Source organism: Burkholderia sp. HAN2018, assembly GCF_024704855.1.
Taxonomy (GTDB): domain Bacteria; phylum Pseudomonadota; class Gammaproteobacteria; order Burkholderiales; family Burkholderiaceae; genus Burkholderia; species Burkholderia cepacia.
Genome location: NZ_QOBB01000139.1, coordinates 1 through 17,892 on the forward strand (window position 1 = coordinate 1; position 17,892 = coordinate 17,892).

The window sequence follows — 17,892 nt, forward strand, 5'->3', positions numbered from 1 at the left end:
GGCCGTGGCCGCGACGGCGTCCGCGCCGCAGGCGGCGGCGGACGAGCCATTGCCGCCGCCTGCACCGGCGGCGACGCAGGCCGTCGAGAATCCGTACGGGCTCGGCGCGCTGTGGAAGAACGGCGATTTCGTCGCACGATTCGTGCTGATTCTGCTCGTGATCATGTCGATGGGCAGCTGGTACATCATGATCGCGAAGTTCCTCGAGCAATTCCGCGCGAACCGGCGTGCGAAGCTCGCGGACGAGCAGCTCTGGTCCGCGCCGTCGCTATCGGCCGGCGCGAGCCTGCTCGACGAGGCGTCGCCGTTCCGTTTCATCGCCGAGACCGCGATCGAGGCCGGCGAGCATCACGACGCGGCGTTGCTCGAGGCGGTCGATCGCAACACGTGGATCGACGTCTCGGTCGAGCGCGCGATCACCAACGTGTCGAACCGGCTGCAGGACGGTCTCGCGTTCCTCGCGACAGTCGGATCGACCGCGCCGTTCGTCGGCCTGTTCGGCACGGTGTGGGGCATCTATCACGCGCTGACGGCCATCGGCATCGCCGGGCAGGCGTCGATCGACAAGGTCGCGGGACCGGTCGGCGAGGCGCTGATCATGACGGCGATCGGGCTCGCTGTCGCGGTGCCGGCTGTGCTCGGCTACAACTTCCTGGTCCGTCGTAACAAGTCGCTGATGGAGCGGGTGCGCAACTTCGGCGCACAGCTGCATACGGTGTTGCTCGCGGGCGGCAAGCGCACGGTGCGGGCCGCCGGTACGCCGGCCGCGTCGCTCGTGCACTGACGCAGGCGGGAGTGCACGATGGCCATGAACGTCGGGCAGGACGACAACGACGACGTGATCGCCAACATCAACACGACGCCGCTCGTCGACGTGATGCTGGTGTTGCTGATCATTTTCCTGATCACGATCCCGGTCGTGACTCACACGATTCCGCTGGAGCTGCCGAAGGAAACGGTGCAGCCATTGGAGACGACGCCGAAAAGCGTCGAAATCGCGGTGAATCGCGACGGGCAATTCTTCTGGGGCGAAACGCACGTGGACGGCCCGACGCTGCTCGCGAAGCTGAAGGGCATCTCGCAGATGTCACCGCAGCCCGACGTGCACGTACGCGGCGACGAGAACACGCGCTATGAATTCATCGGGCGCGTGATCACCGCGTGCGAGCGGTCGGGCATCGCCAAGGTTTCTTTCATCACCGAGCCGCCGGCGCGCGGCGGGTAGGAGTCGACGATGGGCATGAACGTATCTTCGGGCGGCGGCGAGCCGGACGTGATGGTCGACATCAACACCACGCCGCTGATCGACGTGATGCTGGTGCTGCTGATCATGTTGATCATCACGATCCCGATCCAGATGCACTCGGTCCGGATGGACCTGCCGGTCGGCAATCCGCCGCCGCCGTCGAAGCCACCGGAGGCCGTGCAGATCGACATCGCCGCCGATGGCGCAACGACCTGGAACGGCGCGCGAGTGCCGGATCGCGCGGCACTCGAGCAGAAGCTCGCGCACGTCGCCGCGGAGCCCGTGCAGGCGGAGATCCGCCTGCGTCCGGACAAGCTCGCGCCGTACCGGGCCGTCGCCGGCGTGCTGGCAAGCGCGCAGCGTGTCGGGGCGACCAAGATCGGCCTCATCGGCAACGAGCAGTACATGCCGTGAAGCTGGCGGCAGGGCAGGAGACCGGCACCTTGCGAGGCCCGACGAACCCTTGACGGAGCGGACGATGCGACACGACCAACGGGAATTCATATCGATCAGTAGTGCAAATGTAGCGATGCGATATGAAAACCGGGAAAGCCGTAACATCGAATGTCCGCCGCGCGATCACGGTTTTCGTCGGTACGCAGTCGCGCTGAATGCGCACTGCGATCGCGTCGACCGGGGGAGCGTATTCATCAAGCAGTTTCGACTATGGGTTCGTGTCTCACTATGGTTTCGTCTTCCGATGAATCGATGCTTGTCGCCACCTCGATGGGAAACAAGATTCGCACGCTGCGCCGGCAGCTCAAGCTCACGCTGGATGTGACCGCCGCTGCGGCCGGCATTTCCAAGCCGTTCCTGTCGCAGATCGAACGCGGACGCGCGATGCCGTCGATCGCGACGCTCGTCGGCATCGCGAAGGCGCTGGGCGTGACGATCGACCATTTCGTCGGCGCGTCGCGCGACATGCCGCCGGCGTGCCAGTGCGAATCGCTGCAGCACTGCGGCGTCGAGTCGCTCGCCAGTGCGTTCGCACAGCTTTCGCATCTGGCGAGCGGAACGAAGCTGGATGCGAGGCTGTTCCGGATTCCACGCGGCCGGGCCACGCCTGAAGCGGCACCTTACGCCGGCGAGGCATTCGTCTACGTGATGAACGGCGAGCTCGAGCTGACGCTGGACGACCGCACCGTCGTGCTGAAAGCGGGCGATGCCGCGCACTACGAGTCGACCCCGACCCAGGTCTGGAGCAACGCCACCAGTGAGGAAGCGGTGATCGTCTGGGTCGGGGCGCCGACCGGAGCCTGAGAGAACACGAAAACGCATCCGTTTCACCGGGTGCTTACATAAGTATTGCTGAGTATTTTTGGATGGAACGTGTGAGGCGTGCGGTCGGGATGGCCGCGCCGAACGAAGGAGCCGGCAACACGGGGCGCAGGTCGCGTTGCCGGCGGGCTCGAGGCAGTGCAGGTGGCAGGTCGGAAATCACGGGGCCGGTGCGCAGGGCCCGGAAGCGGGCGGGGATTCACAAGATCCCGGGCAAAACCGGTGGGTTCTTATTGATGAACGAGTGGACCAAGATGAAGCAGAAAGTTTTGGCGTTGGCTATCAAGAGGATGATCTGGGCGGAAATGGCGCTGACGGCCACGCTGGCGGCGCCGGCATTCGCGCAGAGTCAGCCGTCGCACGGGGGGGCAGAGATTGCGACGGCGGTCGCGCAGGATGCGCCGGTGCCGACCGGTGAGCCGGGCCAGGGAGCCGGCGTGCCGGCCGGTGGCGCGGCGGCGCAGGGCAAGGTCGCGCAGATCAAGCGCTTCGAGGTGACGGGCTCGCTGATCCGCAGTGCGGACAAGGTCGGCTTCAACCAGGTGCAGACCGTCACGGCCAAGGACATCGAGAACAGCGGCTACACGACGGTATCGGATTTCCTGCGCGGCGTGTCGGCGAACTCGTCAAGCAGCTGGGGCGAAGGATCGGGCGCGCAGGGCAGTTTCGCGCCGGGCGGTGCGGGCATCGCATTGCGCGGCCTCAGCGAAAAGTACACGCTGGTGCTGGTGGACGGGCAGCGCGTGGCACCCTACGCGTTCGCCGTGAACGGCACCGACCAGTTCTTCGACCTGAACACGCTGCCGATCAACATCATCGACCGCATCGAGATCGTCAAGACCGGCGCTGTGTCGCAGTACGGCTCGGATGCCATCGCAGGCGTCGTGAACATCATCACCAAGAAGAACTTCCAGGGGCTCGAGCTTGGCGGCAGCTACGGCGGCGCGACGCAGGGCGGCGGCGGCGCGGGCACGACCCAGTTCAGCATCCTGGGCGGCATCGGCGACCTGAATTCGGATCGCTTCAACGTGACCGCGGCGCTCAGCTACTACAAGTCCAACGGGATTCTGGCGTCCGATCGCGACATGTCGCAGAACCAGAATTTCTCGAATTTCCCCGGCGGCCTGAACAACGAATCGCTGTCGTACTGGCGGCGCAATGGCACCGACGTGCCGCTGTCGCCATGCCCGCGCGGCGGCAAGGCGATTCCGGCCGGCTCGACCGCGCAGGCATTCGGCGAAAGCGGCAGCGTGTGCGGCAACAACACCGCATACGCATCGTCGATCTCGCCGTGGACCGAACGCTTGAGCGCGAAGGTGCATGCCGACTTCAAGATCAACGACGCGATGCAGGCATTCGCCGACCTGTGGGAAAGCAACAATACGACGGTCACGAACACCGGCGTCGAGCGCCTGCGTTCGAATACGCAGACGTACGATCCCGCGACGGGGGGCGTCAAGCTGGTGCCGAACGTCGTGCCGGGCAGCAATCCGTACAATCCTTTCGGCACGCCGACGCAGCTTCGCTACACGTTCGGAGACACGCAGTCCGTTCGCACGAGCGCGAATTTCTGGCGGGCGGCGACGGGCGTCAAGGGTACCTTCTCCACACCCAAGGTGGGCGACTGGGATTGGTCGGTGGCGTACTCGCACTCGCAGAGCGAGGTGTCGAACGACTTCTCGAACCGGATGCGGGCGTCCGCGCTGGAGAACATCGTTCAGAACGGCGGGTTCGACTTCGCGAATCCGGCCGCGACGCCGCATGGCCTCGATGGCGCCTATGGCAGCACCAGCACGCAGGCGATCACGAAACTCGACTCGGTCGATGCGACGATTGCGACGCCGAACCTGTTCACGCTGCCCACCGGCAACGTCGGCCTCGGCCTGGGTACGCAATTCCTGCATGAAACCCAGTACATCGGCACGGGCTCGGGCTGGGCGGACGGCACGCTCATCCGGCCGGCGATGCAATCGGTCAACGGCCAGCGCAATGTCGCGGCGGTCTACTACCAGCTCGACGTACCGATCCTGAAAAACCTCACCTTCAGCCAGTCGGGCCGCTACGATCACTACAGCGATTTCGGCGGGGCGTTCTCGCCGCGCTTCGCGCTGCGTTTTCAGCCGGTGCGCGAGTTCACGACCTACGCGTCGTACACGCGCGGCTTCCGTGCACCGACGCTGATCGAGAATACGGCGTCGCGTACCTTCTCCACGCAAGGCGTGATCGACGCGCACGATCGGAACGCGCCCGGCTCGTACAACCTGACGGAAGAAATCCAGGCGGGCAACCAGAACCTGCAGCCCGAGCGCACGAAGAACTACAACATCGGCTTCCAGCTGTCGCCGACGCGTACGACCGACATCGGCTTCGACTGGTACAAGATCCACGTCGACAACGTGATCGGTACCGACGACGTGCAGAGCGTGGTCGACGCGAACGATCCGTCTCGCGTGATACGCAACCCGAACGGTTCGATCGCGTACGTGGTGATGCCGTACAAGAACCTCTCGCATCTCGACACGGACGGCTTCGAGACGACGTTCCGCCAGTCGGTGAAGACGGCGATCGGCACGTTCACGCTGTCGGGCGACTGGGCGTACGTGTGGCACTTCAAGATGCCGGTGGGCGGCGTCGATACCGACTTCGCGGGCAACAACGGTTCGGTGAACCAGCCGTTCGGCGGCAGCTTCCCGCGCTGGAAGGGCAATACGGACCTGAACTGGAACTACCGGAAGTGGAACACGACGCTGACGTGGATCTACGTGGGCCCGTACAGCCAGGCGATCCTGCCGGCCGGGAACTACCCGAACATGCAGGACAGCGTCGCGTCGTACAGCCAGTTCAACATGACCGTCAGCTATACCGGGTTCAAGCACTGGACGCTGTATGCGGGCATCAACAACATCTTCAACCGCAAGCCGCCGTTCGATCCCGTGTACATGAACGCGGCCTACCAGACCGGCTACGACACGTCGCTGTACACGTACGTCGGCCGCTTTGCGCAGGCCGGTGCGACCTACCGGTTCTGACGGCGCGTGCCCGCGCATGCGGTCGGCCGTTGCGGTCGCCGACGGCATGCGTTCCCGCATTTCGAATCGACATGGCACCGGCCGCGCGCCGGTGCGATCACACGAAGACCGATGATGACAGTATCGATGTTGCACGCGCGGCGCGCGCAGGCGATCGCGGCCCGGGGCGCGATCGCCGTGTGCGCAGCCGTGCTCGCGTACGGCGTCGCGATCGCGGGCGCGGTGGCTGCGCCGGCGATCGCGCAGTTCGGCGCGCCGAAGTATCCGGCGGGATTCACGCATTTCGCGTATGCGGACCCCGACGCGCCGGACGACGGCACTTTGGCCTTTCAGAACTACAACGAAGCGCAGAGCTACGATTCGCTGAACCCGTTCCTCGTGCGCGGCTCGCCCGCACCAGACATCAAGAACCTGATGTTCGACACGCTGATGCAGCGCAGCTGGGACGAGCTTGCATCCGAGTATGCATTGATCGCCGACGACGTTCAGGTCGCGCCCGACGGACTCTCGGCCACGTTCCACATCGATCCGGCCGCACGTTTTTCCAACGGCGACCCGATCACGGCGGACGACGTCAAATACTCGTTCGACACGCTGGCGGGCCCGCAGGCGTCGCCGCTCTTCAACGCGCAGTTTTCGGTGATCCGGCGCGCAGTGGTCGTCGACGGCCACACGGTGCGCTTCGAGTTCAAGCATGCGGAGCGCGACGCCGCGCTGATCGCGGGCGACCTGCCGGTGTTCTCGCCGAAGTGGGGCATGCGGGCCGACGGCACGCGGCCGCCGTTCGACCAGATCGCGACGGTGCCGCCGATCGCGAGCGGCCCTTACCTGATCGAGCAGCGCAAGAACGACAAGCAGATCGTCTATGTGCGCAACCCGCGTTACTGGGCCGCGAACCTGCCGTCGCGGCGCGGCATGTACCGCTTCGCGCGCGTGTCGTTCAAGCTGTATCTCGACCAGTACACGATGCTGGAGGCATTCAAGGCCGGCGACATCGATGCGCGCATGGAATACAGCGCGACGCAATGGGCACGTCGTTACGTCGGCCGCAATTTCCGCAACGGGATGCTGAAGCAGGGGGAATTCCCGGACGGCCCCGCACAGATGCAGGGCTTTCTGATCAACCTGCGCAAACCGCAGTTCGCCGACGTACGCGTGCGTCATGCATTGACGCTCGCATTCGACTACGACTGGATGAACCGGATGATGTTCTACGGGCAGTACCGCCGCACGGACAGCTTCTGGGCGGCGAGCCCGTTCGGCGCGAAGGGCATGCCGAGCGAGCGCGAGCTGGCGCTGCTCGCGCCGTATCGCGCCGAACTGCCGGCCGAGGTGTTCGGCCCGATGATCCGGCCGCCGTCGACGCTGCCGCCTGGCTCGTTGCGCGCGAACCTGAAGCAGGCGCGCGACCTGCTCGCACAGGCCGGCTGGCATTTCCGGGACGGTGCGCTGCGCGACGCGAACGGCACGCCGATGACGATCGAGATCATCGACGACCAGCCGGGCATGGACCGGTTGATCCTGCCGTACATCCAGGCGCTCGGCACGCTCGGCATCCGCGCGTCGCTGCACGAGCTCGACAGCGCGCTTTACCAGCGGCGCCTGGACAACTTCCAGTACGACATGACGACCTTCATCTATTCGCCCGTCACGATCCCGGGGGCGGAGCTCGCACGCCGTTTCGGCAGCGCGGCGGCGTCCCAGGTCGGCTCGGAGAACTATCCGGGCGTGAAGTCGAAGGCGGTCGACGCACTGATCCGCGCGGCGCTCGCGGCCGACACGCTCGACGATCTCGAGACGGCCACGCACGCGCTCGACCGCGTGCTGATCAACCTGTACATCCTCGTGCCGCATTACTACCTGCCGAACGCACGGATCGCGTACAAGGCGAGCTACGGACATCCGGCCATCGTTCCGGATTCCTACCAGTACGAGGACTGGATCATCAGCTACTGGTACCGGAAGAAACCGGCGGGCGCCGCGCGGGTTTCCGGTACATGACGGAACGGAGAGCACCACGATGATTGGCTACATATTCCGGCGGCTGCTGCTGATGGTCCCGACGCTGATCGGCGTCGTGACGATCACGTTCGCGGTCACGCAGTTCGTGCCGGGCGGCCCGGTCGAACAGGTCCTCACGCAGTTGCGCCACGGCAGCGCGCACGGCGGCGAGGCGGGCGGCGGAGGCGGGGGCTACCACGGCAGCCAGGGCGTCGATCCGCAGCAGGTCGAGCAGATCCGCAGGCAGTTCGGCTTCGACAAGCCGCCGCTCGAGCGCTACTGGATGATGCTGAAGGCATACGCGCGATTCGACCTCGGCGACTCGTACTTCGTCCATGCGCGCGTGTGGGACGTGATCCGCTCGAAGCTACCGGTGTCGATCACGCTCGGGATGTGGACGGTGATCCTTACGTACCTGGTGTCGGTGCCGCTCGGCATCGCGAAGGCGGTGCGCAACGGGTCGCGGTTCGACACCGTGACGAGCGTGCTGGTGCTGGCCGGCTACGCGGTGCCGGGCTTCGTGCTCGGCGTGCTGCTGCTGATGCTGTTCGGCGGCGGCACGTTCTGGCAGGTGTTCCCGATGCGCGGGCTCACGTCCGACAACTTCGACGACCTGACGCTGATCGGAAAGGCGCTCGACTATCTGTGGCACATCGTGATGCCGGTGACGGCGTCGGTCGTCGGCAACTTCGCGATCGTCACGATCCTGACCAAGAACACGTTCCTCGATGAAATCGGCCGGCAGTACGTGCTGACCGCCCGCGCGAAAGGCGTGCCCGAGCGCGACGTGCTGTGGAAGCACGTGCTGCGCAACGCGGCGATCCCGCTGCTCACCGGGCTGCCGGCCGCGTTCGTCGGCGCATTCCTGAACGGCAACCTGCTGATCGAGACACTGTTCTCGCTCGACGGCATGGGGCAACTGTCATACGACTCGGTGATCCGCCGCGACTATCCGGTCGTGCTCGGCTCGCTGTTCCTGTTCACGCTCATCGGTCTTCTGACCAAACTCATCGCGGATATCTGCTATGTCCTCGTCGACCCCCGTATCCAGTTCAACAGCCTGGACCGCTGAGCGCGATCGCGCCGGCCAATCGCCGTCGCCCTGGCGGCGCACATGGTTGCGTTTTCGCGCGCAGCCGCTCGGCTACTGGAGTTTCGTGATCTTCGTCGCGCTGTTCGCGATCAGCCTGTTCGCCGACGTGCTGTCGAACGACCGTCCGCTCGTGCTGCGGTATGACGGGCACTACGCGTTCCCGATCGTGAAGGACTATCCGGAAACGCGCTTTGGCGGCGATTTTCCCGCGAAGACGAACTATCTCGACCCTGCCATTCGCGCGAACCTCGACGCGCGCGGCAACTTCGCGATCTTCCCGCCGAACCGATACCGCTACGACACGATCGACTATTTCGCGTCGCGGCCGTATCCGGCGCCGCCGTCGTCGAGCAACTGGCTCGGCACCGACCAGTTCGGGCGCGACGTGCTCGCGCGACTGCTGTACGGGTTCCGGCTGTCGGTGCTGATGGCGTTCGCGCTGACCGCGTCGGGCATGCTGATCGGCGTGCTCGCGGGGGCGGTGCAGGGTTTCTACGGCGGGCGCACCGACCTGATCGGCCAGCGTCTGATCGAGATCTGGAGCGCGCTGCCCGACCTGTACCTGCTGATCATCTTCGCGTCGATCTTCACGCCGTCGCTATGGCTGCTGTTCGTGCTGCTGTCGATGTTCGGCTGGCTCGTGCTGTCCGACTACGTCCGCGCCGAATTCCTGCGCAACCGCGCGCTCGACTACGTGAAAGCGGCACGCACGATGGGGCTGTCGAACGCACAGATCATCTGGAGGCACGTGCTGCCGAACAGCCTGACGCCGGTGATCACGTTCCTGCCGTTCCGGATGAGCGCGGCGATCCTGTCGCTGACGAGCCTCGACTTCCTGGGGCTCGGCGTGCCGCCGCCAACGCCGAGCCTCGGCGAGCTGCTCAAGCAAGGCAAGAACAATCTCGACGCATGGTGGATTTCGGTATCGGCGTTTGCGGCGCTGGTCGTCACGCTGCTGCTGCTGACCTTCATCGGCGACGCGCTGCGCAACGCGCTCGATGCACGCACGCGTGGCTCGGCATTTGGCGGAGGCCGATGATGACGAACCCGTTGCTGGAAATGGATGGCTTCTCCGCCCGATTCGGCGACCGGGCGGTCGTGCGCGAGCTGAGCCTGTCGGTCGAACGCGGTGAGCGGGTCGCGCTCGTCGGTGAGTCGGGCTCGGGCAAGAGCGTGACCGCGCTGTCGATCATGCGGTTGGTGCGGCAGGCAAGCTTGTCGGGGCGCGTGCTGTTCGACGGTGAAGATCTGCTGACGAAGAGCGAGCGGCAGATGCGCGGCATCCGCGGCGCGGACATCGCGATGGTGTTCCAGGAGCCGATGACGGCGCTCAATCCGCTGTATACGATCGGCCGGCAGATCGCCGAGAGCCTGCGGCTGCACGAAGGGCTGAGGCCGGGCGCAGCGCGGACGCGTGGTATTGAGCTGCTGCGCCGCACCGGGATTCCAGAGCCGGAGCGGCGTATCGACAGCTTTCCGCACCAGTTGTCGGGCGGCCAGCGGCAGCGCGCGATGATCGCGATGGCACTCGCGTGCCGGCCGCGGCTGCTGCTCGCGGACGAGCCGACTACCGCGCTCGACGTGACCGTGCGCCAGCAGATCGTCGACCTGTTGCTCGACCTGCAAGAGCAGGAGGCCGCCGCGCGCGGAATGGCCGTGCTGCTGATCACGCACGACCTGAACCTCGTGCGGCGCTTCGCGCAGCGCGTGGCGGTGATGGAGCACGGCGTGCTCGTCGAGGCAAACGAAACCGGGGCGCTGTTCGGCGCGCCGCGGCATCCCTATACGCGCCGGCTGCTCGACAGTGCGCCGCGCCGCGCGATCGAGCAGGTCGCGGCCGACGCGCGAACCATCCTTGACGTGCGTGCGCTCGTGGTCGACTACCGGACCACCGCGAAAGGCTGGCGCGCGGTATTCGGGCAGACCGCATTCCGTGCGGTGCACGACGCGCAGCTGAGCTTGCGTCGTGGCGAGACGGTCGGGATCGTCGGCGAGTCGGGTTCGGGGAAATCGACGCTCGCGTCGGCGGTGCTCGGCTTGCAGCGGCCTGCGTCGGGCGAGATCGAGATCGACGGGCTGCCGCTTGCGGCGCTGCGCGCGAAAGCGGAGCGCCGCGCGCTATACGGGCGGCTGCAGGTGGTGTTTCAGGATCCGTTCGGTTCGCTGGCGCCGCGCATGACGATCGAGCAGATCGTCGGCGAAGGGCTCGCGCTGCATCGGCCGGAACTGGCGGGGGCCGCGCGCCGCGCGCGCGTCGCGGCGTTGCTGGAGGAAGTCGGGCTGCCGGCCGACACGATGCTGCGCTATCCGCACGAGTTCTCCGGCGGGCAGCGACAGCGGATCGCAATCGCACGGGCGCTGGCGGTGGAGCCCGAACTGCTCGTGCTCGACGAGCCGACCAGCGCCCTCGACGTATCGATCCAGAAGCAGGTGCTGGCGTTGCTGACGAGCCTGCAGGCCCGGTATCGGCTCAGCTACCTGTTCATCACGCACGATCTGGCCGTGATGCGCGCGATGGCGCACCGCGTGATCGTGATGCAGGCGGGGCGCATCGTCGAAGAAGGCGACACGCTGCAGGTGCTCAATTCGCCGTCACACCCTTACACGCGCGCGCTGCTGGCGTCGTCGATGCTCGACGACGCTGCCGGGGCGCAGATCGTGCAAGCGTGTGCCGGATCGACGGACCGTTCGGCCCGGCTCATCCCCTGAGCCATCAGCCGGACGCGCGCATGGGGCCGGCAGGCGAATCGGCAGACGAATGCGTGGCGGAGCGATTGCGGCAAAGCTGCCATGATCCGCGACAACCGACGGCGGTCAGGCTGCTGCCTTTTGAATCGAGTCGTGCTGCTGCTCGCCCCCCAGGCTTTCGACGAGATCGGCCAGCATCCGCGCCAATTCACCCGTCATCAGCGTGACGTCCGAATCGAAGCGCTCATCGTCGTTCTGCGCGGTGGGATCCGCCGCCTCCTTGATCACGTCGAGCGGCGACACGCGCTTGATCGTCAGCGACGGCGTCAGCACGAAGGAGATCCGGTCGTTCCAGGTCATCGCGAGGCGCATGCATTGCTTGCCGGCCTCGATGTGCCGGCGCATGTCGCTCGCTTCCAGCGCGTGGCCGACGTATCGCACCGTGGCGCCGCCTTCGCCGCTCGAACGCAACTCGGCGTCCTGGTCCACGGTGAATCCGCCCGGCGCCTCGCCGGACAGCAGCCAGTCCGTCATCGCGGCAACCGGCGAATGCGCCACTTGAACGCCGGCGAGCGGCAACTGGTCGATCGATTTGACGAGCAGGCCGCGAATCTCGTCGGCGAGCGCCTGTGAAGCCGCATCGATGACGAGCCAGCCGTTCACAGTATCGATCCACACGCGAGTATCGCGGCGAATGCTGAACGCGCGCGGCAGCAGTTCGTCGGTGATCTGCTCCTTGAGTTCGCGCAGCTGCTTTCGTCCGACCTTGAAGCCCTGTTGCTCCTCGACCTCGAGCGCCCGGGCCTTGGTCACCTGATTGATGACCGACGCCGGGAGCAGCTTCTTTTCCGAACGAAACACCAGCAGCATCTGCCGGTTGTTCGAATACACAAGCGCGCCGTCGTCACGCGGCGACGCCCATCCGAAGCGCTGCATCTCGATGCTGTTGCACGGCTGAAACGCGTAGGGCGCCAGCCAGGCTTCCATCTGGTCGGGGGTAACGGCCCAGGGGGCCGGAAGACGATGAAGCTGAAGATTCTTGAACCACATGGGCGTACGGGCAAAGCGCATCATTCTATATGACGGGGACGTTTGCCGGTCAGGCGGGGCATCGAACGTCGATACACCGGCTGGATTTACCGTTGACGCCGGACGTCGACTTCGCGCGAAAGCCCGATGCCCGACGCCCGTCATGGACAGGATCGCACCGACAGACGCGAGCGTCGAATGCCGGCCTCGGTCGAAGCAGCGGCCCTCCGATCGTGGAGTAGTATTCCCCCCATGTCCGGGTTATTGTTCTGCCACTCTGGTCTACCGCCAGCCCGTCCAGGACGGGGGCAGCAAGCTCGTTGAAGGGTGTGGAAACTGCTTCAACGATACGTGTGGCGGCGTTGGCCATGACAACGGCATCGACGGGAATGCATCATGTCAACCGAGTGGAAACATCGCGTCAGACTGTTTATCCAGCGCTTCTGGCAGCCGACCAGTGCATGCATGACCTGCATGCCGGGGAGCTGGGGCAACATCATGAGCGTTGCCCACTGGACTATCGCATTTCATACAGGTCTGCTTACCGGACTCCTGGCCGTCCTTTTGACGTTCACGCCCGTGGCGAAACTCTATGCGCATCGATACGGCAATGCGCTGATCGTTGGCTGCCTGACGACGTTGGGCGACGCCTACTCGCACACGAGTCACTACCGCATCCCCTATCTCGAGCACATCGTGACGGGCGCAATTTCAGGTCTCCTGACGCTGGTGGCTTCCTATCTCCTCGAAGACCGCGCGCGACGCCTTCGGGCGGTATGGGCGCGGGTATTCGGATAGCTTGTCCGTTTCATCGGAGCACTCCAGGAAATCCACCGACGAATGCCCACGGCATCGGGGCGTTCTTGGTGCCTTTCGACGTGTATTTCGCTACCCGTTCGCGCGATGAAACACCCTGGTCTGTCCCAGCGCGGAAATGCCGAGGTAGCCGCGCAGAAGCATCTTCCCGTCCTTGATGGTCGCCTTGCAGGTGTACGTGCGCCCGGCGGAGGCGTCGTAGAGAGCGCCGCCGATCCGTCTGCGATAGACAACCGGATCGTAAGGGCCGAGGCTGGATCGGACAGTGACGGATGGCGCCGCTCCCGTTGCGAACGGCGCCATTCCTCGCGGAACAGGGGCCGCGCGGCGGAGCGCTTCCCGGCCGCCGCGCTCGCCATGGCGCGAATTGCGACCAGAGTGGCGCCTTTCGTTAGTGCGTCGGCGCCGTGCGGCGAGTAACGTTCACGCCAGTCAGAACTCGGTGAGAGACCACGATGTTTGATAGAAGCAAGAAGACGGCCCTCGTGACGGGCGCCTCCTCGGGCATGGGCAAGGAAATCGCCCGGAAACTGATCCAGGACGGCTTCCAGGTCTACGTGGCTGCACGGAACCTGGACAAGATGATCGACCTCGAACGCCTCGGCGCGAGGCTGCTGCGCATGGACATTTCCCGCGACGCGGAGATCGTGGCGGCCGTCGAGACGATTCTCAAGGAAACCGGGGGCGTGGATGTGCTCGTGAACAACGCCGGGTTTGGGCTGTACGGGCCGGTGGAGGACATCGGCATCGAGGAGGCGCGATACCAGTTCGAGGTCAACGTGTTCGGCACGGCCCGTCTCACGCAGTTGCTCCTGCCCGCCATGCGCGAGAAGGGCAGCGGCACGATCGTCAACATCACGTCGATGGGCGGCAAGATCTATACGCTGCTCGGTGCGTGGTATCACGCGACGAAGCACGCCCTCGAAGGCTGGTCGGATTGCCTGCGGCTCGAACTCGCGCCGTTCGGCATCCGCGTCGTGATCGTGGAGCCCGGCCTGATCGAGACGGGGTTCGGCGACGTGGTTTCGCGCAGCCTGCTGACCCGCTCCGGCAGCGGCGCCTATGCGAAGCTGATCCAGGCTGTCGCGAAGGCGACGCAGCAAGCCTACGGCAACGGACGCGGCACCGACCCGGATGTCATCGCCAACGTCGTATCGCAGGCAGTGCGCGCGAGGAAACCGCGCACGCGATACGTCGCCGGCAAGTACGCGAAACCGATGATCCTGATCCGCGCCTGGTTGGGCGACCGCGTGTTCGACCGCATCATCATGAGCCAGATGCGCTAGGATGATCCGCGCGCCCGCCACGAGCCGGGCGCACGAGCGGCAGGGGCTTTTCCACGCAGGGGTAACGATGGGCGCAGTCATGGCAGACAGATGCAAGATACCGCGGGCGTTCTGGCGCTCGATGGCGCACGCCGGCTTGGCGCCGGCCGCGGTACTGCGTCAGGCCCGGCTACCCGCCACGCTGCACCTGAATCCGCAAGCGCTCGTGAGCACCGACCAGTACTTCGCGCTATGGAAAGCGATCGGGCAGCTGGCGCCCGAGCCCGGTCTGGGCATCGCGCTGGTGACCGGGAGCGAAGCCGCAACGCATCCCCCTTTCATCGTGGCTGCGTTCCATGCGCGAGACTATCGCGACGGCCTCGAGCGGGTCGCCCGCTTCAAGCGGCTCTGCACGCCGGAGCAGTTGCATATCGTCGAAGAGGGAGGCGAATGCATCCTTGCCTCGGCGTGGCCGTACGCAACTGAACCGGAACCGGCCGTTGCGACCGACGTCACGTTCGCGATGCTGCTCGAACTCGGCAGGCGCGGCACCGGGCAACACGTGACGCCGCGTCGCGTGGAGTTCGTTCGTACCGGCCCGAGGGACGAGGTCTACCGCGCGTATTTCGGCTGTCCGATTCGCTACGGTGCTTCGCGCAATGCGCTCGTGCTGAAATCGACCGATCTGGGCCGTCCGTTTCCCGGCCACAATCCTGAATTGCTCGACATGCTGACCCCAGCACTGACGGCGGCGCTGGGGGAAATCGACGCGCGCAGCCCGATCCGCGAGCAGGTGAAAGTCGTACTCAAGCGATGCCTCGCAAGCGGCCGGCCGGAACTGTCGGGCGTCGCGCGCGACCTCGGAATGAGCGAGCGGACGCTGCAACGGCGCATCACGGACGAAGGCACGACGTTCCGGGATCTGCTTGCCGAAGCGCGACAGGAACTCTGGCGCCGGTTGCTTGCGGACCCGGCCGCGGGAATCGATGAGGTGTCCTGCCTGCTGGGTTACCAGGACACGAGCTCGTTCTATCGCGCGTTCCGCGACTGGGAGGGCATCACCCCGAACCGGTGGCGTGAACTGAATTCGCCTGGCGTTGCGACCGAACCGGTCTGACGCGCGGACATACTGCCCCGAACTTCCCTCCGTAGCTACGACTGGTTGACGGCTACGCAGAAGCAGGCGGCCAAAGCGCGTCACCTTGTATGACGGTGACGTGCCCCGGACGAAAGATTGCTCAGCGCGCCGAACCAGGTCAGAACGGCGGAACTATCGGCCGGGTTGGCGAGGAAGCGACAGGATTTACCCATATTGCGCGTCGTGTCGGCGTGCACGCCGCCGTGTTCTTTTCCATACAGTCAAAAAGTTGTCAAACTTCTTCTTGCATGTGGAATCGAGGCAGGGGCGGTAATGAAATGTCGCGATCATTCAGGTGAAAATTTTGACCATCGTTTCATTGCCCGACTGAATGCGGAAGAATTCTTATACCCCAATCTGGCGGCTATCTCCTTGATTGTATATTCCTTTTCCGCAATATACCGAGACGTCAGATCTTGTCGGACAATATCGTACAGGTCGCTAAACGATGTGCCCATTTCCTGAAGCTTCCGCTGCAAACTCCGCATTGACATTCCGAGTTTTCTGGATTGTTCCGCAATATCCTGGCACGTAGGGTCATCATACATAAGACCGAGCAGCCGCCCGATGAGGTCGGACGGAACCCAGTGCGCCAGTTCAAATTCACGCTTGGCGCATGCTTTCCTTGCTACTTCGAATTCGATCGGATGGGCGAGCGGAAGGGCAATATCAAGCACCGATGAGCTGAATTCGAGGTAATTCTCGTCGGCCTCGAATTCGATGGGGCAGTCAAAATATTCGGCGTAAGAACTCGCGTGTGGCGGCTCGGGAAAAACAAACCCTATTCTGGAAAAATCGGGATTGTGTCCGATCAAATCGCGTATCTGTCGACGTAAGGCGGTAAATACCATATCGGTATTTACGACAAGCAGGTCGGTACGATAGGTATAACCGCCAACTATAATTCTCGCGGTCTCGCCTATTGTGGTTATCCGGATTCTGAAATAACTGATCCCGAGCAACGGGTGCTCGAATCCCATGCGCAGCGCATCGCCCAACGTTGGGCTCACCAGCATTGCGTGGCCGCGCAGGCCGTACGACGTCACCGGGATCGCATATCCGATATGCAGCCCGATCGCGCTGTTGCCGGTCGCTTCCAGCGCATTCGCAAACAGGACCATTTCCTGTGCATGCGTCACCATTGCACCGGGTCGCTCGATGTCTGCAGGAGAAATGCCGGTGCCTTTCAGCAAGACGTCGACCGGAACACCCATGCGCTTCATCAAATCGAGCGTGATGAAGATGGTGTGCAGTGGCGCTGGACATTGCGCAGCAGTGCGGCGAATCGCGTCGGCTACCGGCTTCATTCGACTCCTTGGATTCTAGTCCACAAGCAACTTTGTAAATACGACCTGACACCCGTACTCGTCCAATTCGCCGCGCTTCCACCCAAGACGCTGGTAAAAGCCATCGGCCCGCGAGCCTGGATCGGTCACGAGGGTGACATGATTCACTCCCTTGTCTTTCAGCCATGTAAGCGCACGGGCAAGCAGCTCGCGGCCGATGCCGACACCATGGAACTGAGGTGCCACAAACAAGGCCGAGATGAACGGCGTCTCGGTGATGACTGGCAGACAGACCCCGGCGACCTCGTCGCCACATTCACAGATCCAGCCACCGCCCTGCCTGATTTTCTCGATCAGGAGGTTGCGGTTCAGAAGATGAACCTGGTGGGGATGGATTCTATTCTCGCTCACGGAGAATCGCACATCATAAAAAGCGCCGACGTCGCGCTCAGTCATCGGTCGGTATTCTAGCTGCTCAGCAGTGGCCATGTTTTTACCGTCTCTCTTCTCGTTATGTGAAATTTACGTGGCGAAACTCGGATAACTATCTCACGATTTTTGCAAATTCTCCAACGAACGTGATCGCGGGTGTCAGATAGCCGTGGTGGTCAACGGAGCACCATAACGAACATCCGTCAACAGAATTATTGTGAGTATTATTGATCCGGTTGAAGTGTGTCGCTTGTTGTTCGCTATGGTGCAGTTGGTGCTGCATGGAAACTGTGGCATCCACGTGTTCGCTCCGGAGTCTGGAGTCAAGCGATTCTGCCGGCGACGTCGTCGCACACCCCGCGAATTACCGGTTTGACGTCGGCGCATGACGCTGTGCACCGTGACCGAACATTTAGACGAAATGTTCGGTTAGCCCCGAAAATTATGGATGGTACCCTCAGTAAGACTCGATCGCGGAAATTTCTAAATATGCAATAATCCGCAATAAAATACATTTCCTCAAATTTATAATGGAAATGGCACACAGGGGTAACACATTGGCGTGATCGGCACACATGCCGACTATAAATG

16 protein-coding genes are annotated in these 17,892 nt (G+C 64.0%); 12 read left to right on the plus strand and 4 right to left on the minus strand.

Annotated elements, in window-relative coordinates:
- The 9 genes from DPV74_RS27340 to DPV74_RS27380 all read left to right on the plus strand — a co-directional run.
- A partial coding sequence (locus tag DPV74_RS27340) for a MotA/TolQ/ExbB proton channel family protein (RefSeq protein ID WP_162923148.1) occupies positions 1-784 on the plus strand: 784 nt, incomplete at its 5' end.
- A gap of 18 nt (positions 785-802) precedes the next feature.
- Positions 803-1,225 (plus strand): biopolymer transporter ExbD, encoded by a 423-nt coding sequence (locus tag DPV74_RS27345; RefSeq protein ID WP_027792449.1) that lies wholly within the window; start codon positions 803-805, stop codon positions 1,223-1,225.
- 9 nt (positions 1,226-1,234) lie between these two features.
- Positions 1,235-1,660 carry a biopolymer transporter ExbD gene (locus tag DPV74_RS27350; protein ID WP_027792450.1) on the plus strand — a complete coding sequence of 142 codons (426 nt, stop codon included), beginning with the start codon at positions 1,235-1,237 and terminating at the stop codon, positions 1,658-1,660.
- 270 nt (positions 1,661-1,930) lie between these two features.
- The gene (locus DPV74_RS27355; RefSeq protein WP_091921637.1) at positions 1,931-2,506 is read left to right on the plus strand and encodes a helix-turn-helix domain-containing protein; all 576 of its coding nucleotides are present in this window, start codon (positions 1,931-1,933) and stop codon (positions 2,504-2,506) included.
- Between the two features lie 272 nt (positions 2,507-2,778).
- Positions 2,779-5,553 carry a TonB-dependent receptor gene (locus tag DPV74_RS27360; RefSeq protein WP_119338320.1) on the plus strand — a complete coding sequence of 925 codons (2,775 nt, stop codon included), beginning with the start codon at positions 2,779-2,781 and terminating at the stop codon, positions 5,551-5,553.
- A 114-nt stretch (positions 5,554-5,667) separates the two neighbouring features.
- A complete protein-coding gene (locus DPV74_RS27365) occupies positions 5,668-7,554 on the plus strand; it encodes an extracellular solute-binding protein (protein WP_119338321.1) in 1,887 nt (628 codons plus the stop codon).
- 19 nt (positions 7,555-7,573) lie between these two features.
- Positions 7,574-8,626: a microcin C ABC transporter permease YejB gene (locus tag DPV74_RS27370; RefSeq protein ID WP_027792453.1), complete on the plus strand. Its 1,053-nt coding sequence runs from the start codon at positions 7,574-7,576 to the stop codon at positions 8,624-8,626.
- Positions 8,580-9,686: an ABC transporter permease gene (locus DPV74_RS27375; protein ID WP_027792454.1), complete on the plus strand. Its 1,107-nt coding sequence runs from the start codon at positions 8,580-8,582 to the stop codon at positions 9,684-9,686. Before DPV74_RS27370 ends, DPV74_RS27375 begins: the two co-directional genes overlap by 47 nt.
- Positions 9,686-11,356: an ABC transporter ATP-binding protein gene (locus tag DPV74_RS27380; protein WP_240440024.1), complete on the plus strand. Its 1,671-nt coding sequence runs from the start codon at positions 9,686-9,688 to the stop codon at positions 11,354-11,356. The genes DPV74_RS27375 and DPV74_RS27380 overlap by 1 nt, the downstream gene beginning before the upstream one ends.
- A 105-nt stretch (positions 11,357-11,461) precedes the next feature.
- On the opposite strand, the gene DPV74_RS27385 is transcribed toward DPV74_RS27380, so the two are convergent.
- On the minus strand, positions 11,462-12,385 hold the full coding sequence (locus DPV74_RS27385; protein ID WP_060175123.1) for a recombination-associated protein RdgC: 924 nt from the start codon (positions 12,383-12,385) through the stop codon (positions 11,462-11,464).
- Between the two features lie 375 nt (positions 12,386-12,760).
- On the opposite strand from DPV74_RS27385, the gene DPV74_RS27390 reads away from it, so the two are divergent.
- Positions 12,761-13,162 (plus strand): hypothetical protein, encoded by a 402-nt coding sequence (locus DPV74_RS27390; RefSeq protein ID WP_091921641.1) that lies wholly within the window; start codon positions 12,761-12,763, stop codon positions 13,160-13,162.
- Between the two features lie 90 nt (positions 13,163-13,252).
- Here the strand turns inward: DPV74_RS27390 and DPV74_RS27395 are convergent, their stop codons facing one another.
- On the minus strand, positions 13,253-13,483 hold the full coding sequence (locus DPV74_RS27395) for a DUF2147 domain-containing protein (RefSeq protein WP_240440025.1): 231 nt from the start codon (positions 13,481-13,483) through the stop codon (positions 13,253-13,255).
- 152 nt (positions 13,484-13,635) lie between these two features.
- Here DPV74_RS27395 and DPV74_RS27400 point away from each other — a divergent pair, with 152 nt between their 5' ends.
- Both DPV74_RS27400 and DPV74_RS27405 read left to right on the plus strand, forming a co-directional pair.
- Positions 13,636-14,466, plus strand: a complete 831-nt coding sequence (locus DPV74_RS27400) for an oxidoreductase (RefSeq protein WP_060085591.1) — start codon at positions 13,636-13,638, stop codon at positions 14,464-14,466.
- Between the two features lie 67 nt (positions 14,467-14,533).
- Complete coding sequence (locus tag DPV74_RS27405; protein ID WP_059695819.1) at positions 14,534-15,562, plus strand: AraC family transcriptional regulator; 1,029 nt, start codon at positions 14,534-14,536, stop codon at positions 15,560-15,562.
- Positions 15,563-15,870: 308 nt separating this feature from the next.
- Here the strand turns inward: DPV74_RS27405 and DPV74_RS27410 are convergent, their stop codons facing one another.
- Together DPV74_RS27410 and DPV74_RS27415 are read right to left on the minus strand one after the other, a co-directional pair.
- Complete coding sequence (locus DPV74_RS27410; RefSeq protein ID WP_059695818.1) at positions 15,871-16,890, minus strand: AraC family transcriptional regulator; 1,020 nt, start codon at positions 16,888-16,890, stop codon at positions 15,871-15,873.
- Between the two features lie 15 nt (positions 16,891-16,905).
- Positions 16,906-17,358, minus strand: coding sequence for a GNAT family N-acetyltransferase (locus DPV74_RS27415; protein WP_059695816.1), 453 nt, complete (start codon positions 17,356-17,358; stop codon positions 16,906-16,908).
- Positions 17,359-17,892: the final 534 nt, after the last annotated feature.